22 protein-coding genes are annotated in these 22747 nt (G+C 51.2%); 2 read left to right on the forward strand and 20 right to left on the reverse strand.

Annotated features, from left to right (window positions below; genetic code table 11):
- Positions 1-10 precede the first annotated feature (10 nt).
- From JOD24_RS07530 to coaA, 15 genes are all read right to left on the reverse strand, one after another.
- Positions 11-322, reverse strand: a complete 312-nt coding sequence (locus tag JOD24_RS07530) for a glutaredoxin domain-containing protein (protein WP_429246674.1) — start codon at positions 320-322, stop codon at positions 11-13.
- Positions 319-1266 (reverse strand): MBL fold metallo-hydrolase, encoded by a 948-nt coding sequence (locus tag JOD24_RS07535; RefSeq protein ID WP_429246675.1) that lies wholly within the window; start codon positions 1264-1266, stop codon positions 319-321. Before JOD24_RS07535 ends, JOD24_RS07530 begins: the two co-directional genes overlap by 4 nt.
- A 978-nt stretch (positions 1267-2244) precedes the next feature.
- Entirely contained in the window at positions 2245-3087 is an 843-nt protein-coding gene (gene nikC / locus JOD24_RS07540; RefSeq protein ID WP_380163079.1) for a nickel transporter permease, read from the reverse strand.
- 70 nt (positions 3088-3157) lie between these two features.
- Positions 3158-4168, reverse strand: coding sequence for an ABC transporter permease (locus JOD24_RS07545; RefSeq protein ID WP_429246676.1), 1011 nt, complete (start codon positions 4166-4168; stop codon positions 3158-3160).
- A gap of 100 nt (positions 4169-4268) precedes the next feature.
- Entirely contained in the window at positions 4269-5876 is a 1608-nt protein-coding gene (locus tag JOD24_RS07550) for an ABC transporter substrate-binding protein (protein ID WP_380162690.1), read from the reverse strand.
- Between the two features lie 84 nt (positions 5877-5960).
- Positions 5961-6944 (reverse strand): ABC transporter ATP-binding protein, encoded by a 984-nt coding sequence (locus JOD24_RS07555; protein WP_429246677.1) that lies wholly within the window; start codon positions 6942-6944, stop codon positions 5961-5963.
- Positions 6919-7935: an ABC transporter ATP-binding protein gene (locus JOD24_RS07560; protein ID WP_380162686.1), complete on the reverse strand. Its 1017-nt coding sequence runs from the start codon at positions 7933-7935 to the stop codon at positions 6919-6921. The genes JOD24_RS07555 and JOD24_RS07560 overlap by 26 nt, the downstream gene beginning before the upstream one ends.
- Positions 7936-8575: 640 nt before the next feature.
- A complete protein-coding gene (locus JOD24_RS07565; RefSeq protein WP_380162684.1) occupies positions 8576-9022 on the reverse strand; it encodes a PH domain-containing protein in 447 nt (148 codons plus the stop codon).
- A 226-nt stretch (positions 9023-9248) separates the two neighbouring features.
- Positions 9249-10340, reverse strand: a complete 1092-nt coding sequence (locus JOD24_RS07570) for an acyltransferase (protein WP_380162682.1) — start codon at positions 10338-10340, stop codon at positions 9249-9251.
- A gap of 180 nt (positions 10341-10520) precedes the next feature.
- A complete protein-coding gene (locus JOD24_RS07575) occupies positions 10521-10823 on the reverse strand; it encodes an AzlD domain-containing protein (RefSeq protein WP_429246678.1) in 303 nt (100 codons plus the stop codon).
- Positions 10820-11515 carry an AzlC family ABC transporter permease gene (locus JOD24_RS07580; protein ID WP_429246679.1) on the reverse strand — a complete coding sequence of 232 codons (696 nt, stop codon included), beginning with the start codon at positions 11513-11515 and terminating at the stop codon, positions 10820-10822. Before JOD24_RS07580 ends, JOD24_RS07575 begins: the two co-directional genes overlap by 4 nt.
- Positions 11516-11950: 435 nt before the next feature.
- Positions 11951-12136: a ChaB family protein gene (locus JOD24_RS07585; protein ID WP_380162676.1), complete on the reverse strand. Its 186-nt coding sequence runs from the start codon at positions 12134-12136 to the stop codon at positions 11951-11953.
- Positions 12137-12334: 198 nt separating this feature from the next.
- Entirely contained in the window at positions 12335-12889 is a 555-nt protein-coding gene (locus JOD24_RS07590; protein WP_429246680.1) for an isoprenylcysteine carboxyl methyltransferase family protein, read from the reverse strand.
- An 18-nt stretch (positions 12890-12907) separates the two neighbouring features.
- Positions 12908-13972 (reverse strand): type III polyketide synthase, encoded by a 1065-nt coding sequence (locus tag JOD24_RS07595; RefSeq protein ID WP_429246681.1) that lies wholly within the window; start codon positions 13970-13972, stop codon positions 12908-12910.
- Between the two features lie 132 nt (positions 13973-14104).
- Positions 14105-15049: a type I pantothenate kinase gene (coaA, locus tag JOD24_RS07600; RefSeq protein ID WP_380162670.1), complete on the reverse strand. Its 945-nt coding sequence runs from the start codon at positions 15047-15049 to the stop codon at positions 14105-14107.
- 448 nt (positions 15050-15497) lie between these two features.
- Here coaA and JOD24_RS07605 point away from each other — a divergent pair, with 448 nt between their 5' ends.
- A complete protein-coding gene (locus tag JOD24_RS07605) occupies positions 15498-16481 on the forward strand; it encodes a hypothetical protein (protein WP_429246682.1) in 984 nt (327 codons plus the stop codon).
- 21 nt (positions 16482-16502) lie between these two features.
- On the forward strand, positions 16503-16670 hold the full coding sequence (locus JOD24_RS07610) for a hypothetical protein (RefSeq protein ID WP_429246683.1): 168 nt from the start codon (positions 16503-16505) through the stop codon (positions 16668-16670).
- 41 nt (positions 16671-16711) lie between these two features.
- Here the strand turns inward: JOD24_RS07610 and JOD24_RS07615 are convergent, their stop codons facing one another.
- The 5 genes from JOD24_RS07615 to JOD24_RS07635 form a co-directional block, all read right to left on the reverse strand.
- Positions 16712-17059, reverse strand: a complete 348-nt coding sequence (locus JOD24_RS07615; protein ID WP_380162664.1) for a metal-sensitive transcriptional regulator — start codon at positions 17057-17059, stop codon at positions 16712-16714.
- A gap of 106 nt (positions 17060-17165) precedes the next feature.
- Positions 17166-19574 carry a heavy metal translocating P-type ATPase gene (locus JOD24_RS07620; RefSeq protein WP_429246684.1) on the reverse strand — a complete coding sequence of 803 codons (2409 nt, stop codon included), beginning with the start codon at positions 19572-19574 and terminating at the stop codon, positions 17166-17168.
- 77 nt (positions 19575-19651) lie between these two features.
- Positions 19652-19852, reverse strand: a complete 201-nt coding sequence (locus tag JOD24_RS07625) for a cation transporter (RefSeq protein ID WP_380162660.1) — start codon at positions 19850-19852, stop codon at positions 19652-19654.
- A 190-nt stretch (positions 19853-20042) separates the two neighbouring features.
- Positions 20043-20315: a hypothetical protein gene (locus tag JOD24_RS07630; RefSeq protein WP_429246685.1), complete on the reverse strand. Its 273-nt coding sequence runs from the start codon at positions 20313-20315 to the stop codon at positions 20043-20045.
- A gap of 214 nt (positions 20316-20529) precedes the next feature.
- The gene (locus JOD24_RS07635) at positions 20530-22044 is read right to left on the reverse strand and encodes a phosphatidylinositol-specific phospholipase C (protein ID WP_429246686.1); all 1515 of its coding nucleotides are present in this window, start codon (positions 22042-22044) and stop codon (positions 20530-20532) included.
- Positions 22045-22747 lie beyond the last annotated feature (703 nt).

The following is a 22747-nucleotide window of genomic DNA, read 5'->3' on the forward strand; positions in this document are numbered from 1 at the left end:
TGGAGGCGGATCATAAACCCGCCTGTCCCAAATGAAGGTGTTTTTTCAATAGATCCGGCTGCAATCCCTGGACAGGGGTCCCATCGATCACAGTGACAGGGACACCGAGAAAACCCATCTCTTTCACTTCTTCCAGATATTCCGTACGGGAACAATCTTTTGTTTCAAATTTCACTCCATGATCTTTGAGAAAACGTTTCACCAGGTTGCATTCCAAACAGTGGGGCTTAGAATAAATGGTTACTTGCATGGACTGATCCTCCTCTTCTTTCACTTGGAATCCTTTTTTCGGAATCTTATTTTTGCCGATGATTGCCTTCATTTCCCCTTTCGGGTCAGGTAATGTTCAATTCCCATGGAGCAGACTTTCAGGTCGAGATACAAGATGGGATAGACAGGATGATTCTCCGGAATCCCTTGGTTTTCAAGCATCCGCCGGTAACGGTCTTTCAACCGCTTCTCGATTCCAGCGGCTCCCTCGCTCTCCGCCATCGCCTCTTCTCCCGCCTCCATAAATACATCCAGCTCCGCAGTCACCTGTTCATAGACCCTCTCGGGTTCCTCGGACATCCCGAAATGACCGAAGAAAATCCGATCCACCTCTTCCTTGCGGAAGCGGTCGATGGATTGTTTCATCGCATCGGGATCAAATTGATTGGGGGAAGTGGAAGGCAGGTACAAAGAGCATCCTAACTCCTCTAACTGTCCATAGCGAACCCCGGATGTATCTCCGGTAAACAATCCCCGGCTGACCGGATCATAGATGCTAAAGTGGTGGGCGGCATGGCCGGGGGAGTCCAGGAACTTCAGCTGCCGATCCGGTCCGATCGCCAAGGTCTCTCCATCCGCCCGTACCTCGATCCGATCCTCGGGAACAGGTAGCACAGGATCAAATAGTGCATCAAACTGTTCCCCATACACCATCCGGGCCCCTCGAATCAGGCGAGTCGGATCCGCCAAATGACGAGCTCCTCTGGGATGCACCACCACCCGCGCTTCCGGACAACTTTGTAGCAGGAGTCCCGCCCCACCCGCATGATCCAGATGGATATGGGTGACGATCACATTGCGCACATCCTCCGGCCGATGGCCCAAGGCTTCCAATCCCTTCAGAATGCGGGGTACAGACAGACTCGGACCCGTTTCCACCAGTGTCAATTCTTCCTCTTCCAGCACATAGATACCCGTCCGACCCGGAACATTCAGATCATAGCCGTCAATCATCCGGATCCCATGTCCCCAGTTGAACAGTGAGTCTGATTTCATATTGGACCTCCTTGGTACAGGTGACAGAGGGCTTTTCCTCCCCCCTGTGGATATCCCTTGGTCTACGTATGCCTTCAGAATGTTTGCCATTCCTTTATAGGTTAACATAAGTTTGGATACAGGCGGGTTGGATTAGAAACATTGTGAGTGTGTTTGCTCCATTCATGGGCAGGAGAGCCTTTGGGTGTGTGGGAAGATCATGTTGACCATGCCATAATGCCATCCTGCTAGGAAGTGAAGACGCGCTGCTTAAGAATCTGACCATCGGGTAGGGAAAAACCGGGAGGTCAGCAACACAAGGATGAATATTGTCCCTAAGTGCTCTCTCTCCATATTCTACGCTGGATAGGATGGCAACCTTGCCATCGAGATTGTAGTGCCTGTGATGCTTCCTTTACTCCAGGGCTTCAGCCCATCGAAATTGTAGTGCTTAGGGCGCATCCCTAATTTCAAATTGTTGTGCCCATGGCGCATCCCTAATTTCAAATTGTTGTGCCCATGGCGCATCAGGTCGCTTGGGTAGCACACGACTCCCCTCCAACACCCACTTTCCGGTTCATCAACAGCCTTGACTTCATGCGAAGCCCCAACCTGAGGCACGATTAATTTCCTGTGGGTAGGACGACTTTTTCACAAGGCTTCTAGTGGACTGAAAACTACTTCCCAAAAATGCGATGCTGCCGGACCCACCCACCAAAAAGCACCCGACGTAATTGTCGGGTGCTTTTTGCATCGGATGGGATCAGTAGCCCCAGTAACCGACTAAAGCGAAGATGGTAGCGATAACCAACAGGAAGATCAGGAGTCGGCCCAAACCAAACCCATAACCCGAATACTTGTAGCTCATGAACCCTCCTCCTTTCCCGCCTTCTCGCTTCTATCCTATGCATGATATATCTAGCCGGGTGGGCTGACTCCTCAGGTTAATCGTCCAAAAACGGCAAAGCTCCCGTCTATGAAGACGGGAGCTGGATCGATTTATTGCTTCATGCGAGGGTCAAACACATCCCGCAATCCATCTCCCAACAGATTAAAGCCGAGGACGGTAAACATAATAGCCACTCCGGGAAACAGCATGGTCCAGGGAGCAGATTGAATGAAACCCCGTGAATCGGACAACATCTTACCCCATTCAGGCTCCGGAGGCTGGGCACCCAACCCGATAAAACCCAGGGCGGCAGCTTCCAGCACCGCTGTCGCAAAACCGAGGGTTCCCTGCACCATGATCGGGGTCCAGGAGTTGGGCAGGATGTGTCGCAACAAAATCCGGCTGTCTTTCATACCAATGGCCCGAGCTGCCAACACATAATCCTCCTGTTTCACGGATAACACTTGCGATCGCATCAAGCGACCAAAGGTGGGAATGTTGATGATGGCGATGGCGTACATGGCGTTCTGCAAGCTGGGTCCCAGCATGGCCACAATCGCGATCGCCAACAGGATACTGGGAAAGGCCAACAAAATATCGAAGGTCCGGGAGATGATCGTATCCCGCCACCCCCCATAATAACCCGCAACCAAGCCGAGCAAAGAGCCGATCACGATAGAGCCGGTGATTGCGAAAAAGCCTACCCAAAGCGAAATTCGGGCACCGTAAACCACCCGTGCAAATATATCCCGCCCAAAATCATCCGTGCCAAACCAGTGCTCCCCAGAAGGAGCCTGCAGCCGAGCGTTGGCATCAATCTGGTTATATCCAAAGGGAAGCAGCAAGGGGGCGATCAAGGCCATAATAATGAAAAAAAGGATGATTCCCCCGCCGATCAGGGCGGAACGGTGTCGCAACAGGGCCCGCAGGGAAGAGCGAAAGGGGGATTCCATCGTCTCCACTTCTTTTCCCGTCGGTTCCGGTTCTCCCGCCGGCATCGTAGGTGCATTGATGGACATGGGATCACTCCTTTCCGTACTGGATCCGTGGATCGATCCAGGCATACATGAGATCGACGATCAGATTGATCACCACAAAGATCGTGGCCACCACCAGGATACCGGATTGGATCACGGGATAATCCCGGGTGCTAATCGCTTCATACAAGTAACGGCCCACCCCCGGCCAACTGAAAATCGTCTCGGTCAAAACCGCTCCCCCCAACAGGAGGCCCATTTGTAGACCGAAGACGGTCAAGATGGGGATAAAAGCATTTTTCAGTGCATGCTTATAGATGATGATTCCATCCCCCACCCCTTTGGCACGAGCGGTCCGAATATAATCGGAACGAAGTACCTCCAACATGCTGGAGCGAGTCATCCGGGCGATGATGGCCATCGGGATGGTCCCTAGGGCGACTGCGGGCAAGATAATATGATTGAACCCATCCATAAAGACTTCAAAATTACCTTGTATCAATGCATCGATAAAAACAAATTGGGTGATCGGTTCAAAGAACATTCGGGGATCCGTCCGCCCATTGGAGGGCAACCACCCCAACTCCTGGGCAAAGACCCATTGTTCCATCAACCCCAGCCAGAACACCGGCATCGACACCCCGATCAGTGCGATCACCATCGAGGTATAATCAATGGCAGTATTGTGCCGCCACGCCGAGAAAATCCCCAAGTTGACTCCAAAGAAAATGGCGATCACCATTGCGGCCAGTGCCAACTCCATCGTGGCGGCCAGATAGGGACCGATCTCTTCCAGAATCGGACGCCCCGTTTTAATCGAAGTTCCCAGATCTCCGTGGAGAAGATCCCCTACATATCGAAAATATTGGAGATAGAGTGGGTCATTTAAGCCCATCTGCTCCTCCAGCTGCTTTACCGCCTCCGGAGATGCCTTCTCCCCCAAGATCGCCTGGGCCGGACTGCCGGGTATGGCGTGCACAATAGAAAACGTGATGAATGACATCCCAATCAACACTGGGATCAACATCAAAATCCTTCGTATCGTATAAGAAATCAACCTTTTCACCAGCCTTTCGGACCGGGCTCAAGCGCCCTCGGCACTCCATCTGCGAAGAATGAAAGGCGGCATTGCGGTCCCGCAACGCCGCCATGGAGGCTTACTTTTGGATATCGAGTTCCGCCAGGCTCTCGGATCCTTTCGGATGAGGGGAATACCCCTTCACATAGGACTGTCCGGCGAGAGGCGGCTGGGCGTAGACCAGCGGGACCCAAGGTACATCTTTATGAATAATCTCCTGGGCTTCTTTATAAAGCTTCTCACGCTTACCCTGATCAGTTTCCCGTTGTGCTTTGATCAGAACATCATGCAATTCATCACTCTTATAGAAAGCGCTGTTCTGGGCAGGAATCCGGGTGTTATCCTTGTCTAGCAAAACGTACAGGAAGTTGTCCGGGTCTCCATTGTCACCGGTCCATCCCAGAAGCGCCATTTCATGCTCCCCGTGTTGGGTCTCTTCCAAATAAGTGGTCCATTCGGGGCTGGCAATCTTCGATTTGATTCCGATCTTGTTCAGATCGGCCTGGATATACTCTGCAATCTTTTTCCCGTCGGGAATATAGGGGCGGGGTTCAGGCATCGCCCAGAACTCCACTTCAAAACCTTTCTCATAACCAGCTTCCTTCAAAAGCTTCTTCGCTTTTTTCAGATCGTACTCATAATCCTGGATGTCGTCATTGAATCCCCAGAGAGATGGGGGCATCGGGTTTTTGGCCGGCTCGGCCAGACCAGCGTAGAAGCTCTTGATCAGGCCTTCTTTGTTGACAGCGTGATAGATGGCCTGGCGAACCTTCTGGTTGTCAAAGGGCTTTTTGTCCATATTGAAAGCCAGGTACCCCACGTTGTTTGGAGGGCGTTTGTAGAGCTGTAGTTTCTCGTCGGATTTCACCCGTTTGGCGTCTTCCGGATTGAGTCCGTCCATCACATCGATGTCTCCAGATTGAAGTGCGGTTAGGCGAGCCGAGTTATCCGGGATAGACTTGAAGATAATTTTATCCAGCTTAGGCAACCCTTTTTGCCAATAATCTTCGTTTTTGACAACAGTGATGGTGTCCCCCTTCTTCCAGTTCTCAAACTTGAAGGGACCGGTCCCCACTGGATGCTTGGCAAACTCTGCGGGATCCTTCTTCACTGCCTTCGGGGAGGCGATACCAAAGGGAGACATGGCCAAATTCTGCAGGAAGGGACCCTGGGGTTCCTTCAGCTTGAACTCCACCGTATGCTCATCCACCGCTTTAACACTGTCAACCACATGCCCTTTTTCTTTCTTATAGCCTCCGAACATCGAACCATAATAGATGAAGTCATCCTTTTTGCTCGGTAACATCTCCCGGTTCATCCAGCGCTCAAAATTAAAGACGACAGCCTCGGCGTTAAAATCAGTCCCATCGTGGAACTTTACACCCTTGCGCAAATGAAAAGTCCATGTTTTTCCATCTTCAGATGTTTCCCACTTTTCAGCGAGTCCTGAGGTGACCTCCATACTGTCCTTTTTGTAATCAACCAAGGTTTCCATCACATTTTCAGTCACCCGCAAGGATTCCCCGTCGGTCACCAGAGAAGGATCCAACTTGTTGGAGTCCGCTCCGCGACCGTAGATCAGCGTCTTCCCTTGATCAGCAGACTTACTGCCCCCGCATCCGGCGAGCACGGTGGATAAAATCAACGCAAATCCAACGGCAAGCAACAATGGCTTACGCATTTTCATCTGTCAAAACGCCCCCCTTAACTTGATTTGTCAACGATTCGATGGTCTGCTCCCGTCGCGGGACAACACCTCCTTCACGAAATCTCAGACTCCTTCCTCCAACAAATGACAGGCGGCTAAATGGCCCCCTCCATAATCCTTGAACTCCGGCCGAACCTCCCCGCAAATCTCCATCGCTCGGGGACAACGGGTGTGAAAGGCGCACCCCTTCGGTGGCTGGCTGGGACTGGGGACATCACCACTCAAGATGATCCGCTCCCGCTTCGCTTCCGGATCGGGGATCGGCACGGCGGACATCAAAGCCTGAGTGTAGGGATGAAGGGGATTTTCGTAAAGCTGATCCCGATCAGCCAATTCCACCATCCGCCCCAGGTACATCACTCCCACCCGGTCACTGATATGGCGCACGACACTCAAATCATGGGCGATAAATAAATAAGTCAAATCAAACTTTTCCTGCAAATCTTCCAACAAGTTCAACACTTGGGACTGGATGGAGACATCCAAGGCCGACACCGGTTCGTCGGCGATGATCAGTTTAGGCTTCACCGCCAGCGCCCGGGCAATCCCGATCCGCTGTCGCTGTCCGCCGCTGAATTGGTGCGGATAGCGACCGGCGTGATAGGAGTCGAGACCCACCACCTGCAGGAGCTCTCGCACCTCTTCCTTCCGCTCCTTGGCATTTCCAATTCCGTGGACCTGCAGAGGTTCTTCTACGATCTCCCCTGCCGTTTTTCTCGGGTTGAGAGAAGCGAAGGGATCTTGGAATACCATCTGCAACTCCCGCCGCATCCGGCGCATCTCATGGGGTTTCAAGCCGGTCAGAGAGGTTCCCTCAAACTTCACCTCTCCCTCCGTCGGCTCTTCTAGGCGCAGAATGGCACGCCCGGTGGTGGATTTTCCACAACCGCTCTCTCCCACGATGCCCAGGGTCTCCCCTTTGTTCACGAGGAAAGAGACATTATCGACGGCCTTCACTTCCCCTACCTTTTTGCCGAAAATCCCGCCGTGGATCGGATAATATTTTTTCAGATTTTTCACTTCAAGCAGAGTCTGTTGTGGCGTCACGATCCACTCCCTCCCTCCATCGGTCTCCATCTTCTTGCCAACAGCGACTGATATGACCTTCTCCCACCTCAAACAGCTGTGACTCCTGCTCCCGGCAAAGATCCGTCGCAAATTCGCAACGAGGAGCAAATCGACACCCAGTGGGCATCTTCCGCGGATTGGGAACATTGCCCGGAATGGAGTACAACCGGTCAATACGCTTGTCCAGTTGGGGAATGGACTTCAATAACCCCTGGGTGTAAGGATGACGTGGATTTGCAAAAAGAGTCTGAACATCTCCTTGCTCTACCACCTGGCCAGCATACATCACCACCACTCGCTGGCACATCTCCGCCACCACCCCGAGATCATGAGTGATCATCAAGATCGCGGTCCCCATCTCCTGATTCAGCCTCCGCATCAAGTCTAAGATCTGGGCTTGAATAGTCACATCCAAGGCGGTGGTCGGCTCGTCGGCGATCAACAGCTTGGGACGACAAACCATGGCCATGGCGATCATCACCCGCTGGCGCATTCCACCAGAGAGTTGGTGGGGATACTCATCCAAAATTCCTTCCCGGGAGATTCCCACAGCCCGCAAGGTTTCCCTCGCCTGTGACAATGCTTCCTTTTTGTTCACCTTTTGATGTTGTCGGATCGCTTCCACCATCTGGTTGCCAATGGTGAACACGGGGTTGAGAGAAGTCATCGGCTCCTGAAAGATCATCGCCACATCCTTGCCGCGGATCTTTCGCCACTCCCTCCCCTTCAACTGGGTAAGATCCTTCCCCGTCAACCGGATGGAGCCCCCCGCCACCTTTCCCGGTGGCTGGGCTACCAGCCCCATTACCGACAGGGAGGTGACACTCTTTCCGCAGCCGGACTCTCCGACCAGGCCGACCACCTCCCCCTCACCAACGGTAATGTCCACCCCGTCGACAGCCTTCACGACTCCATTATCCGTTTGAAAATGCATTTTATACCCGGAGATTTCAAGTAACGGTTCCGCCATGAAGACACCTCAATCATATGAAATATCGGAAAAAGAATTCGGTGAATCGACTGAAAAATGAATTCCTATATAAATTAATATATTCGTTATAACTAAACTATCTTCCTTCAGTCAATATCTATTCAAAAAGACGGACAAGACTAAATCTTCGCTTCGATCTGCATGATCCCTAGAAAACCTTGATTTGACTGCCTAAACGAGCTGTCCACCCCTGTCGGACAATTTTAAAAACCAAAAAATACCTAAAATTGCGCCTGAACGATTTTACATATTTATCAAGATAAAATGTAAATAAATAGAAGGTTTGTTGATGGACCCTCAAGTGGATGATGGGAATGAAACGATCCTTTCGTTCTTCCCATTGCCCCATCGTAAAGTATCGCTTGAGGGGATGGGGATGGTAGAACGGCTCCGATCTCTTGCAAAAGAGGGCAAAGGCTCTTCACCGTTCTACCATCCCGACCTGATTTCCTGCCTAAAATAGGGCTAATCAACACGCCTGAGGAAATGGTCCCTCCCTTCTCTCCTTTGTACAAAGGTTTATGACAAACCGCTTGTCCCTTTGACCCATTTTTTTAAATTCATCGGATCAAGATATACAAAAAAAGGCCCTGCACTGAGCCTTTTTTTGAAAAAAACGTTACCGGGCATCGATATCCAACTCTCGCACCCGCTTGGTATCGCGACGATTCTCCACATGTTTCCGAATTTCATCCAACAGTTCCATCGGACGGGGAACCCCTTCGATCACCAGATGGGGCGTGGTCTCATCTGTAGTCAGCAGCACCAGATTTCCTTTGCCGAAGATCCGGTAGAGAAAAGGCTGCTCCAGTCGGAGATCTCGTATCCGATACAATTCGATCTCTTCGGTTTCTTTGGACAAGATCCCGGTGGTTACCCGGATCCGTTCCGTCGTCACCCGGTAGCGGGTCGATTTCAGTTTTACAGCCACCCACAATGCAATAAAAATAGGAACTACCAATACACAGGTCACCAGACATAACAGATAAGTGCCAAGGCGGGCTACATGAGAGGTAGCCCCCTCCCAGACGACTTCCTCTTTCATCTCTTCCTGCAATTTATCCACCCCCGTCTATCACTTTACCATGAATAGGTATCCTGACAAGTCGTAATCACCTGAATTTCCATTAGAAGCATTGTGAATATCCACAGGACAAGTCGTGCCTAGGGTCGTTTCTCTTTCCTCCAGGGGATAGGATTTCACAGGGTGTGATTTTGGATCGATAAAACAACGAAAACGACATGTGAAACCCTATCCCGACCGTCTGCAAACGCAGATCATCACAACGCTTTTAGGCAGAAGCAGATTTCTCCTGAGTGGCTTGTCTCGGAACCGGAGATGGTTTGCGGGGAACGGTCAGCAACCAGTGATGAAATGGAAGGCGACGGATGCAGTAAATCAGTCCCAGGGTCAAGGCGAGCACTCCGACATAAAGCAAAGGGAGAAATAGCGGATTCCAGACCTGTGACGATAGGGTTTCCATCAGTAGCATGATCCAGATCGGATGCACCAGATAGATCCCAAAACTGAGATTGCCTAGGGTCATTAGCCCCCTTTTTACCCTCGGCCACCGTTTGGCCCATCGAAGGTAGCCAGCCAGTCCGGCCAAGACGAGGATGGGAGTGTTGAGGAGGTTCATCGGGCGGGCGGGGCCGTACAGCCCCATCATCTGATACTCTAGCACGCCCCCGATCAGGACCGGAACTGCCAGCAGCGGAAACCAGCTCCCCTCCTTTACACGTGCCCGGAGGCGGTCCCAATAGTGGGAGAGCAAACCACCCAGCAAAAAGTAGAAGATCCAGGCGGGCAGGAGCGCCTTGCGGACAGGGAGGAGGATCTCCCCCCACTCTCCACTCCAGATCGACGGATCCACCGTTAAAAAAACGAAATTGAGTATCAAGGCCACGGTCACTCCCGCCCACCAGGAAAAAGGGGAACGAAGCAGGCGCTGTAGCAGAGGGAACAACAGATAAAACTGGATGATCGCCACTACGAAGTACAAATGATAGAAAGCACGCCCGCTAGCTAGGATCAACATCCAGTGTTTCCAGGAGATGAACTGATCCACATTGTAAGCCACCTTCAGAATCATGAGGTAGACCATGCTCCACAGAAGGTAGGGGATAACAATCTTGCGGGTCCGGGAACGGATGAATCCCCACAGCCGAAATCCCTTTACCTGTACTTGGTGAAAAAGGAGAAATCCACTGATCACAGCAAACACTGGGGTTCCAAATCTCGCCAGCTGGTTAATCAGAGTGGTGAACTCGTCCCACCCCCCCTGCTGGTAGTAGACCCCGGCGGATACATGGACCGCCAACACTGCCAGACAGGCGATCGCCCGCAGACCGTTGATCTCTTCGAAATAACGTCTCGCTGTCACCGTTGACACCCTCCCGCTCCTCTCATGTGGCCCCAAGATAACACAAGCGGTTCTGGAGGGATTCGATCTTCACTCAAACTTAAAGATTCCCAATCAAACCTTAACAAAACAACTCCCGATCTTCCCGGCAAAAAAAGAATCCGTTTCCCCTCTCTGAGGGAACGGATACTTTTCACTTCATCAGATCAGCCCCCGGATCCCCATGACAGCGAGGACGGCACCGGTGATCACGATCAGGACCGGCAACCGCAAATAAGCCAATCCGACGGCCACCCCTCCCCCAACCAGGCCCACTGCAGGAACGTCAGGTTCCACAGACAAGATTCCTGGGAAGATCAATGCACCAAGAGCGGCGTAAGGGAGACTGTTTAACATGAGGCGAACCCGGCGGGGCAAATTCCACCTGCCCATCACCCAGACCGACAGCCAGCGAGGAACCATGGTGACCAAGGACATACCGAGAATGATCCAGACCAGATTCATGATGTCTCCTCCTTTATCCAAAAGGAGCCGAGCCCTCCTCCCAGCACCGTAGCCAACACGATCGCCCAACCCTCATCCAATACCTGGCTAAATCCCCAGCAGAGAAGCATGCTTGACAGGGCCACAGCACCCGCCCGCCACTCCTTGCGGACGGTAGGAACCAGTAATCCGATGAACATTGCATACAGAGCGATGGACATACTTTCACTGATCGTCGGCGGAATCACCTGGGAAAGGAGATGCCCCGCCAGGGAACCGAGGATCCAAGAGGAGTACGCTCCCAACATCATGCCCGCTACAGAGCGCGGCGACATCTTTGGCTCCGAGCCGGCCCGAATCGAAGCCATAGCAAAAGTTTCATCAGTCATTCCCGAGGCGATGGCCAGTTTCCAGCGAGAAGGAAACCCCCGGAACAAATTCATCAGGGAAAGCCCCATCACAAAATGACGAAAATTGAGAACAAAGGTAGCCGTCACCACTTCCAATCCCCCCGCCCCTGTTGCCAACATATTGACCGCCATAAACTGACTGGCCCCGGCATACACCAAAATCGACATCAAGGTGGTTTGCAGAGCAGGAATCCCCATTTGCTGTGCAATCACACCGAAAGTGACAGCGACCGGAAGATAACCCACCATAATCGGGACCGCTGCGGAACAACCCCGGAACCATTCTTCCCATTGTTGCTTCACACCCGACTCTCCTCTGATATTTTTAACAAGCATACCACAACAAAAAACCCCGTTCACCGGGGTAATTTGAATGATTTGCTTCCTTTTCTCCAATAAGCCAAGACTTAGGATGTGAATACACATAGAACAGGCGTGTTGATTCACCCTATTTTAGGTAGGAACTAAGGTCGGGATGGTGGGAGGGTGAAGAGCCTTTGCGCTCAGCCTTTCCACCCTCCCCGTCCCCTCAAGCGATATTTTACGATGGGTGGCAATGGAAGAGTGGAAAGGATCGTTTCTTCCCATCATCCACTTGATGGTTCATCAACAGCCCTGACATAGGAACTTTTTATCGCGCATCAAAGTTTTTGCGGGCCTAAGTCACTTCACGTGAAACTCCATCCTCTCTGCATAGCGATTTGTGTCCTGTAGGTATGACGACTTTTCACAATGCTTCTAAAGGTATTCTTCTTTCAGACGGTCCCAGGCCACTTGATGGGCGAGGGATTCCTTCTCCTCGGTCTCCCCAGTCAGATGGTGCCAGATCAGTTGATAAGCAGAAGAATAGATTGCAGCGGCTCGCTTGGACAGATGGGCTTTAACCTGGTTATGTAACGGCAGATCTTCCATTTCCTCTGACATGCCCTCACTCCTATGCCGTGTTCATCCGAAAGCGATCTCTACCCCGGAAATCCAAAAAATCTCCCTTCCATTAAACTGGAATCTGGCATGGAAATCAATACGGATCGATTCATATCCTACAACCGGCATAGGAAAAACCATCGAACAGCATAGGAGGCAGGCTGAAAAAACCACAAATCCCTGCAGGGGATATAGGTCTTAATCTCCCTCGGGATTTGCTTCGATCTTCATCCCCTCCCCTCCAACAGCCTGGGCCAGCGCTTTTTCTTCCAAGGGAATCCGCACCTTCAGGAGAACCACCAGATTGAGAACAGATAGGGTAACCGCCGTCACATAGGCGCCGAAGAGGAGGGGTAAGACCAACAGCTCCGTCACTACCACCACATAATTGGGGTGGGAGAGGTATTTGTAAGGACCTCGCACCACCCGAGGATGTCCAGGGACTACCCAGATTCGAGTGTTCCAATAGGGGCCGAGGGAGTGAATACTCCAGATCCGAAGCCCCTGGGCGAGCAAAAACAGCGTGAAAGGAATGGGCCACCAGGCAGGAGGATGGCTACCGGTCCCAATCACTTCCCCAGTTAGAGAGATAAAGAATAGGAAATGGATCCCCACCAACAAGGGATAATGCTCCCGGCCCACTTCTACCCCTCCTTGATCGCGGATCCAGCGGGCATGTTTTCGGGCCAGAAGCAACTCCGCCCCTCTTTGCAACAGCAGACCCACCATCACGATCGGAAACCAAAAATTCATCTCCCCCACTCCCTTCCTTCACCACCGGAGCAACATCAATTCAGAGCTGAAGCCAGGCCCCAGCGCTGTCATCAATCCGTACTCCCCAGGGTGGTGAGACTCCCTAAGTTCTCGTTCTAAGACAAACAGAACTGTCGCCGACGACATGTTGCCATATTCCTTCAACACCTCATAGGAATGAAGCAACGCCTCCCCAGGCAATTCTAAGGCCTCTTCGTACGCTTTCAACACCTTGGCCCCGCCGGGGTGAGCGATATAGCGACGGACCTGATCCAGAGACAATCCCACCTGCTCCAGGAACTCCCCAACCAAGGGCGTCACTTCTTTGCGAACCACTCCAGGAATATCTCGGGAAAAGACCACCTTCAATCCGTCATCCGTCACATCCCAGCCCATCACATCTAAAGAATTCGGCCAAGTCGTGGTCATCGTATCCAACACCATCGGACCAGCTCCCGATTCTCCCGGAATTTGAGCGTCATCTCCCGCCACCAGCACCGCAGCCGCCCCATCAGCAAACAGGGAAGTGGCCACCAGATTACTTTTGGAACGATCATTCAGCCTGAAGGTGAGACTACACAACTCCACCGCCAACAAGACCACCCGGCTGTCAGGAAAAGCGCGGGCATATTCACAGGCCCGTGCCAACCCCGATGCCCCGCCGGCACACCCCAATCCCCAAATCGGAGTTCGTTTGACATGCCGGTTCAGTCCCAACCCATTGACGATTCGGGCGTCGATACTGGGAGTAGCCAAGCCCGAGGTGGATACAAAAAACAGATGATCCACCTCTTCAGGTGAAATCCCTGCTCGATCCAGACAACGGCTCACCGCTTCCTCCCCCAAATGACAGGCCGTCTCAATATAGATCCGGTTTCGTTCACCAAATCCTCGCTCCTGCTCAAACCAACTTCGTGGGCGGCTCAAATGTCGGGTGTGAATTCGGGTATTTTCAAAAATCGGTAGATATCGATCAATGTCATCGAAGGAATCCTCAAACAGCCGGCGCCCAAACTCCCTCGCTTCTTCCTGTGGGAGAATATGCTCCGGGACTGCGGTACCGACTGACACGATCCGAGGCATGAAATTTGATCCCTCCCATCCTCTTAGGCTCTTGTAACGGTTAGTCTTCTTCCTGCGGCTGGAAATATACGCCATATGAATAACAAAAAAAGACCGCACGCTCTAGCGTCGTACGGTCTTTGCGCTCCCTGATCACATCTTCCGCAATTGAACTTGTCGAATTACATGATCCGGCCCTTTGGTGAGAATCAGACGGGCACGCCCCCGGGTAGGAAGGATGTTTTGCAACAAGTTGGGCCGATTGATCTCTTCCCAGATTCTCCGGGCAGTGACGACGGCCTCTTCTTCAGTCAGGTCCGCATAACGACGGAAATAAGAGTCGGGATCTCGAAATGCGGTTCGACGAAGCACCTGAAAACGTTCCACATACCAGCGAGCGATATCCTCCTCATCCGCATCCACATAAATAGAAAAATCGATGAAATCGGATACAAACACAGCCGGAGCCTCAGGTCCCACGCAGGGATTCTGCAGAATGTTCAACCCTTCCACCACCACGATGTCGGGACAGTGGATCCGCTTTTTTTGTTCTGGCAAAATATCATAGGTCAGATGGGAATAAAGGGGTACGCTCACTTCTTCTTTCCCAGATTTCAAATCAGTCAGAAACCGGATCAGTCCCTCCAGGTCATAACTTTCGGGAAATCCCTTCCGCTTCATCAGCCCTCTTTCTTCCAAAACCCGATTGGGGTAGAGAAAACCATCTGTGGTCACCAATTCCACCCGGGGATTCCCTGGCCAACGGCGCAATAGTGCCTGTAACACCCGGGCGGTAGTGCTTTTCCCTACGGCGACACTTCCGGAAATCCCGATAATAAACGGAATTTTGGGATTCAGATCTCCTAAAAATAATCTCGTCGCCTCAGACATCTTGCGATTGCTGGTGGCTAATAAGTTGAGGAGACGGGACAGAGGGAGGTATACTTCTGATGCTTCTTCCAGGGAGAGTTTTTCATTGATCCCCTTGAGATCTTCCAGCTCCCTCTCTGTCAAAGGCATGGAGACAGAAGCACGCAACCTTTTCCACTGCTCCCTGTTCAATGTGAGATAAGGTGATAAACCCTCTTGCGATTCCATTGTTGTCGCCCTCCTTCCCTTATACAATTCCCACCCTATTGTACCTGAAGGAGGAAACTACGAAAATAATAGATTTCTTCCTGATCTGCACAGAAGCGATGGAACAGCCCTGATTCTGGGTAAGTGATTGTAAAATCTCACTGACCAGTTCACCTCCATCTGGCAGTCCTGCCTCCATCCCTTTCAGGGCGAATCAGCATTAGGCCGTATACAAAAAATTCTTCCTTAGGCAGATGGCATTCTGTAGGATTCTCCTTTATGCTAGTAACAAGCAGCCCGCCACAACGACCTCCATTTATCCATGTTCCCTCCATTAGGGGGGCTTTTTTTTGTTCTTGGAATCTGTGTTGTAAATCCAAATCCGAGGCTGCGTCGGAGCCAACCCTTCTGTGTTACAATTCTCCAAGGGGACTGCACTCATTCCGATGGGGTTTCGGAGGATCAAACCTTGAAAATCAAGTTTACTGCAACACACTGGCTGGTATTAGGGTCTGCCGTCACCCTGTTCATCTTGGACCTCTGGATTGAAAATGATTCCGAATCCTTCTACTTCAATTCCTTCTTGCAAAAATTGCTGGGATTCGATTTTCCCTTCATCATCACCTTCCTCTTGGTGATTTTCTGCATCTTGGTGGCCCGGTTGCGCGGGGAAGAATATAAAGCAATCCTCGCCGACAAAGCGCGAACCTTTATGGAACTGTATGACGATTTGCAGGAGATGCAGTGGAGAAACTCCGTGGAGAAAGCGATGGAACGCTTCACCAAAAACGAACCCGATGTCTTGGCCGCCCAGCTGTACAGGTACAGCCTCAAACATTATCCCCATCATGTGAAAGTGCAAGCCAATCATATTTCTGCCTATGTTTCGGAAGGGATCGAGTTAAATGCCCTGGTGCAGATCATCTTTCAGATCGAAAAGAAGATGTACCTACAATTCACCCAGGCTAAAAAGGCGATGGATCGAAACCGTCCCGACCGACTTCTCTCCTTTATCGGAGACCTTTACCATGAAATCAAGGAACAGAGCCATCAAGACCGGATAAATGATCAGCTAGCGATGAAATACGCCTTTTTGGTGATGGGGGTCAACATTCTGGAGAACAAACTCAATCTCGATGTCTCCTTTTCCCTGGACTCAGAGATTGAGCGGAACTTGAATGAACACAAGCGAACGGGGATCCTGCGCGGAATTTTGTTGGACGATGAAGTTTACACCTTTGAACACAAGGGAACCAGTCGCAAACGGGGGCGTCTGTATCTCACACGGACCACACAGGTCCATGATACGCCGTATATTTTCCTGTTGACGATCAATCCCGATCTCTTATCTGAAGCAGAGGGCTATGATCAACTGAAGCAACTTCAAAAAAAATTCGCGAAACATATGCAACAGGCTTTCGATTTATCGTATACTAATAACAGAGATCAATGATGAAAAGGAGTCGGATCACGCTTGGAAAAGTCTTATCCGCCTCAAACCAACCTGGATGAACAAGTGATCATCAGCAGTTTGCGTCAGCTAGGTTTCACAGTGGAAAAGGGTGGGTCCAAAAAGACAGATCAAAAGCGTCTGTTCTCCGCTGTCATTGGCAAAGCCAAAGAACGTCTCGTATTGGAATAACCCCGGATATCCGGGGTTTTTTATAATGCTTCTTCTACCATTTATTTCTTCATCAGCCGATTGACTGTCACCATCAGTTCATCGATCACTTCTTCGTCGCCTTCCCGGATCCGTTCCACCACACAGCTTTTCATATGCCCTTCCAGCAAAATTCGACTGACGCTGTTCAAAGCCGACTGAGCAGCAGCGATCTGGGTCAACACATCATCGCAGTAAGTATCGTTCTCAATCAGACGACGTACCCCGCGGATCTGCCCTTCGATGCGGTTCAGACGAGAGGTGAGGTTGTTTTTTACCTGTTGGGAATGATGGCTTTTTCTCACTCCCTGGATCTCACTGCGATCCTCCTTCTTTTCCCCGGGATTCAGCTCCGGATTGACTATCTCCATAGGAAATCCCCCTTCCTTTCCACTATTATACACAGCAGTGGATTCCGTAATATAAATAAAAAATCCCGTCCCTCTGATCGCCCTCCTGCTCTGATTTCATCTACCCTCACTTCAGTTGAACACGTTGCAACCGAAGCGCATTCAGTACAACGGAGACGGAGCTGAAGGCCATCGCCGCCCCGGCCAGCCAAGGAGCCAAAAGACCGACTGCGGCCACCGGGATGCCAATCACATTGTACGCTAGGGCCCAGAACAGGTTTTGATGAATGTTTCGCACGGTTTTCCGGCTCATGGCGATGCCATCGGAAATCCCCTTCAGATCCCCGCGCATCAAGGTGACATCCGCCGCTTCCATAGCCACATCTGTCCCAGTGCCGATCGCCATCCCGATATCCGCCGTCGCCAGGGCCGGAGCATCGTTGATCCCGTCCCCTACCATCGCCACCCGGTGACCCGCCTCCTGCAATTTTTTCACTTCCTCTGCCTTCTGTTCCGGAAGCACCTCTGCGATCACTCGATCCACACCCACTTCCCGGGCGATGGCGTGGGCCGTCCGTTCATTGTCGCCTGTGAGTAACACCACATCCAGTCCCATGTCATGCAAACGCCGGATCGCTTCCTTAGACGTATCCTTGATCGTGTCAGCGACAGCAATGACCCCCGCCAACTGCCCATCCACCGCCGCCAACATCGCAGTCTTCCCTTCTTTCTCCAAACGGCTCATGATTGCTTCTGCCCGACTCCCGTCCACACCTACCTGATTCAGCAGGCGTCGGGTCCCGACCCTCACCTCGCGCCCCTCGATGTAGGAACGGATTCCGTAGCCAGGAAGGGCTTCAAACTCGTCGGGAGATCCTATTTCGATCTTGCGCTCCCGGATCCCGGATACGATCGCTGTCGCTAAGGGATGCTCGGAGTTCCTTTCCGCTGAACCTACCCACCGAAGGAACTCTGTTTCATCCATATCTAAGGGATAAACATCGGTCAGCTCCGGTTCCCCCTTGGTGATCGTCCCCGTTTTATCCAGGATCACCGTATCGATCCGGTGGGTAACTTCCAGGTGCTCCCCCCCTTTGAACAGTACTCCCAGCTCTGCGGCCCGACCGGACCCAGCCATGATAGACGTCGGAGTCGCCAAACCCAGGGCACAGGGACAAGCGATGACCAGGACGGCGATCGCTTTTTCCAATGCGGAAGCGAAGTCCCCAGGGTGGACTGCGAAGAACCAGATCAAAAACGTCACCAGCGCAATTCCCACCACAATCGGCACAAAGACCCCGGAGATGCGATCGGCGATCCGCTGGATCGGGGCTTTGGAACCCTGGGCCTCCTCCACCACTCGGATGATCTGGGCGAGGGCAGTCTCTTTGCCCACCTTGTCAGCCCGGATCCGCAACACACCGTGACCATTCACCGTCGCACCGATCACGGAATCCCCTTCCTTTTTTTCTACCGGCAGACTCTCCCCGGTCAACATCGACTCGTCCACTGTGGAAGAGCCCTCCAACACCTCTCCGTCCACGGGCACTTTTTCACCGGGTTTGACGATCACCACATCTCCAATGATCACTTCTTCTACAGGGATGGAGATTTCCTTCCCTTCCCGAATCACCAAAGCGGTCTGGGCCCGCAATCCCATCAATTTTCGGATCGCCTCGGAAGTACGCCCCTTCGCTTTGGCCTCAAACAATTTCCCGAGCAGGATCAATGTAATTAAGATCGCACTCGTCTCAAAGTAGAGTTCTGGCATGGAATCCCCAAGTCCTCCCATGTCACGGAGCATGAGGTATAAACTGTAAAAATAGGCGGCGGATGTTCCCAAGGCCACCAACACATCCATGTTGGCACTCCCGTTTTTCAGTGCCTTGTATGCCCCGACATAAAATTGCTTTCCGATGACAAACTGCACAGGGGTTGCCAACAGCAACTGGATCCAGGGATTCAGCAGCCACTCAGGGACCCACAGGAATGAAGTAAAGGAAAAGTGCCCCACCATCGTCCACAACAAGGGAAGAGAAAGCACCGCTGAGATAATAAACTTCCACTGCTGAGCTTCAATCGCCTGCTGACGGCGGTCTTTATCATTTTCCCCTTCCTTCTTGCGGGTAGCGGTATAACCTATATCCTCAACTTTGTGGATCAGATCCTCCACTGCGAGGGTCCCCGAGGAGAAAACCACATGAGCCGTCTCGGTGGCCAGGTTGACATGGACGCGATTCACACCCTGCAAGCGATTTAATCCCTTCTCGATCCGGTTGGCACAAGCGGCACAGGTCATACCTCCGATCTGGAGATTCACTTCCTCTTGGACGGTGTCATACCCTAGATCCCCTATTTTCTCTTCCATCTGGGATAGTTGCACCTGCTCCGGATCATAAGTGACGGACGCTTGTTCCAAAGCAAGATTGACATGAGCCGACTGAACTCCCTCCATCCGGCTCAACCCTTTCTCAATCCGATTGGCACAAGCGGCACAGGTCATGCCGCTGATTTTCAGGGAAGCCTTCTTCTCCATCTTTACCACCTCGTTCAAATACCCCTATGGGGTATATTCAAAAGGAAAGGATAGCCGCATTCAGCGGCTCATTCCTTTCACACCACATCATAGCCTTGATCTTCGATCGTCTCTTTCACTTGCTCTAATGTCAAGCGATTCTCGTCATAGATGACCTGGACGGTTCCGGCTTCCAGATCGACCGTCCCTTTCGCCCCGATGCGCTTTAAGGCACTCTCGACGGAATCGACGCAGTGACCACAGGACATCCCTTTCACATGTAATAATGTCTGGTTCATTGTTTTTCCTCCTCGATTTATACCTATAGTGGGTATATAGGTATCTAAACCCAATATACTATACCCTGCCAGGGTATGTAAAGACCCATTCGGAATAAAAACACCTCCATATGGAGGAGTTCGTGAAAAGACGACTCGATCATCCGCAGAGAATCCTTTCCCCGCCAGCGTGACCCGACTCGTCCTTCACTTAACGGGCAGGGCGGAGAATCACCTTGCCGCCATCTTTGCGATAGCACAATTCTTGACCCGGACCCATCCACCATCGGACTTCCTCATCATGGAACGGATCGGGCTCCCCTTCACCCGCAGAGACACCTGAGCCTGCTTCCTCCGTGTCCCCGATCGCGCGCAGGGCGATGTCTGTCATTTGCCGGTAACAATCCCGCACCCGACCCGCCAACTCGTCCATCAACGCCTGATCGATACTAGACAACTGATATTCTTGACGATTTTCCTGCATCCTTTTCACCCCTTCATCTGCACCACGAAAAGTGCTGTTGACACCTCCTATCCTGTACCAATCTAGCTTGTTTATGTAAAAACTGGCTCATCCTCCGTCACAGGAGACAGCTCGGTGTGGAAGACCCTACCGACGAAGGGGGAGAAATCAAAGCATAAAAATGAAAACTCCGCCCGGGCTGAGCGGAGTTCATATTCATTCAATTTTCAAATGCTTAATCCGTCGAACATCCTTCAGCGCCAGAGCCTTGATTACTCCACACATTGTAAATATATCCGTCGTCATTTTTCTTGTGCAAATCTCCCAAATAAATCATGGCCCAGTTCTCAAAACCGCCAGGCTCTTTTTTGACCATCACGTTCCATCGTTGACAAGGGAATTCGTCATTCACCTGATCGAAAAGCTGATTCGCTCGTTCGTGAGCATTGCCGGACAATTCTTTGAGTTGCCCATCTACGTATTTATCCAATTCATCCGAATCGACTTCTCCAAGATCGGAAGGATTGCTGTTGAAGGCCAAATGGACGTAACCTTCAATCTCATCGGAGTGTTTTATCATTCCGTTGTGCCAAATGTGATAACCCCAACTGTCCCCACCCGCTTTAGACACCAGCACTTGCCATTTTTGTTGCGACAGATATTGATTCAAAAAGCCATGGAGTTGTTCCGCCCGTTCCATCGCTTTTTTATCTCCTTTTCCATCTGCGCTGTAGGCGAGGTTAGAAAAGGTTTGCTCAAAATCATTTTTCAAATCCGCCTGGGAATCCGCCAATTGGAAATTGCGTGCCAATATGACGTCCAATAGCCCGGCGCCGGGGAAATCCATCATGACTATACCGGTCCGCTTGATTTGATCTTCATCTTTGAACAGATACTCCAGGGCGTGCTTATTTACCCCTTTGTCGGCACCGGTTCCACCTGCAACGGTATAGGGATAGGCCCCCGCAGAACTTCCACTGAGGAAGTTAATGTACGGCTGGTTTTCATCCCCATCTTTTGTCTTTTGGAAATGGGTTTTTGCTTTCTCCCATTTTTTCTTGATGTGAAACACCGTCGGAACCGTATAATCATCCTGGAGGTTTTCGCCTAACGAACCCCAGTCCAGTCCGTAGGTCTTCCCTTCGCCATCAAAATTCTGAAGAATAACGATTTTTCCCCGAACCTCTTTCAAATCAGGAAGTTTCTTGTTGTCATAAGAGTCCGGCGGAACCCAGATGTATTCACCATTGGAGTCATGATCCAGGTACCACTGAAAGGTCTCCGCAAAAGAGCGACTGTTGTTGGAAGGCTTATGCTCCTCCTGCACCCGCATCAAGACCGTCTCTGAGGGATGATTTTTCAGGAATTCTCCTGTATCACGCAACACATCGCTGAAATTGGCCTTTTGATAGTCTCTTCCGTGGTGAATGGCAAATCGGTCATCGATGTGACGCGCTCGAATATCCAAAGCGCGAATCCCAGCTTGAAATTGATCCGGCAATCTGACCGACTGAGTTTTGGTCCAATCAGGTCCGTAAAAAGCAAGCGTGTCATGGGTTCCCGGAATCGAAAGCTGGGCTAGATTGGTGTCATCGGGAATCCAGCTCATCCAGTCGGGATGGCTGGTCTCGATATCTTTCCCATGCTGGTAGTCCCGGTGTTTCGCTGCAAAAGTATCTCCAGGAAAGGCCACCCCGGTGAAAAGTCCTGCAATCAACAGACAACAAGTCATCCAAATCCACTTTTTCAACCTGTTTTCCCCTCCTTTTTTGTCTTTACAGACAAGGCTGTTGATTAACCATCAAGTGGATGATGGGAACGAAATGACCCTTCCGCTCTTCCCATTGCTCCATGGGAGGGTGGGATGGCTACGAACTCTTGCAAAGCAAAGAGAGCAAAAGCTCTTCACCCTCCCACCATCCCGACCTGATTTCCTGCCTAAAATACAGCTAATCAACACGCCTACTTTACAAATTATAACACACATTAATAAGAATTATGCGTAATTTTTGAATTCAGGGAGAAAAATCACACCTGTCACTGTCATCAGACATTCACAACCTGACCTGAAGAAAAACCAATCCCATCCTGCCCTCACCGCTCATAACTGTAGGATGTATCGGATCAGTTTCTCTATAAAAAAATAAATGTCTCCCCAAAAAGGCGGGACACCTGTTGCAGGGGTGTTCATACGGACCCAAAGAGTAGTTGACGAACTTCAGTATTGAGTCTAATATAATACCTATTATCCCGATATGAATTAAAATACAGGGATCTGCTGATCTGGATTCTCTTTCAAAAATAGATAAGTTCAGGGCTGTTGATTAACCAGGAAATGGGTGAAGGAAGCAAAATTGACCTTTCGCTATTCACCCTCCTACCATCCCGACCTGATTTCCTGCCTAAAATTCGGCTAATCAACACACCTACAGTTTATTATTTTATACCGGGGA

The organism is Kroppenstedtia sanguinis (assembly GCF_050433445.1).
GTDB classification, from domain to species: Bacteria; Bacillota; Bacilli; order Thermoactinomycetales; family DSM-45169; genus Kroppenstedtia; species Kroppenstedtia sanguinis.

What these genes read in the sequence shown, in the direction of transcription:
- JOD24_RS07530 (WP_429246674.1), bottom strand. Translation starts at nt 322, where the DNA reads ATGAAGGCAATCATCGGCAAAAATAAGATTCCGAAAAAAGGATTCCAA.
- JOD24_RS07535 (WP_429246675.1), bottom strand. Translation starts at nt 1,266, where the DNA reads ATGAAATCAGACTCACTGTTCAACTGGGGACATGGGATCCGGATGATT.
- nikC (WP_380163079.1), bottom strand. Translation starts at nt 3,087, where the DNA reads ATGGAATCCCCCTTTCGCTCTTCCCTGCGGGCCCTGTTGCGACACCGT.
- JOD24_RS07550 (WP_380162690.1), bottom strand. Translation starts at nt 5,876, where the DNA reads ATGAAAATGCGTAAGCCATTGTTGCTTGCCGTTGGATTTGCGTTGATT.
- JOD24_RS07560 (WP_380162686.1), bottom strand. Translation starts at nt 7,935, where the DNA reads ATGGCGGAACCGTTACTTGAAATCTCCGGGTATAAAATGCATTTTCAA.
- JOD24_RS07575 (WP_429246678.1), bottom strand. Translation starts at nt 10,823, where the DNA reads ATGAATCTGGTCTGGATCATTCTCGGTATGTCCTTGGTCACCATGGTT.
- JOD24_RS07585 (WP_380162676.1), bottom strand. Translation starts at nt 12,136, where the DNA reads ATGTCAGAGGAAATGGAAGATCTGCCGTTACATAACCAGGTTAAAGCC.
- JOD24_RS07590 (WP_429246680.1), bottom strand. Translation starts at nt 12,889, where the DNA reads ATGAATTTTTGGTTTCCGATCGTGATGGTGGGTCTGCTGTTGCAAAGA.
- JOD24_RS07595 (WP_429246681.1), bottom strand. Translation starts at nt 13,972, where the DNA reads ATGCCTCGGATCGTGTCAGTCGGTACCGCAGTCCCGGAGCATATTCTC.
- coaA (WP_380162670.1), bottom strand. Translation starts at nt 15,049, where the DNA reads ATGGAATCGCAAGAGGGTTTATCACCTTATCTCACATTGAACAGGGAG.
- JOD24_RS07615 (WP_380162664.1), bottom strand. Translation starts at nt 17,059, where the DNA reads ATGGAGATAGTCAATCCGGAGCTGAATCCCGGGGAAAAGAAGGAGGAT.
- JOD24_RS07620 (WP_429246684.1), bottom strand. Translation starts at nt 19,574, where the DNA reads ATGGAGAAGAAGGCTTCCCTGAAAATCAGCGGCATGACCTGTGCCGCT.
- JOD24_RS07625 (WP_380162660.1), bottom strand. Translation starts at nt 19,852, where the DNA reads ATGAACCAGACATTATTACATGTGAAAGGGATGTCCTGTGGTCACTGC.
- JOD24_RS07630 (WP_429246685.1), bottom strand. Translation starts at nt 20,315, where the DNA reads ATGCAGGAAAATCGTCAAGAATATCAGTTGTCTAGTATCGATCAGGCG.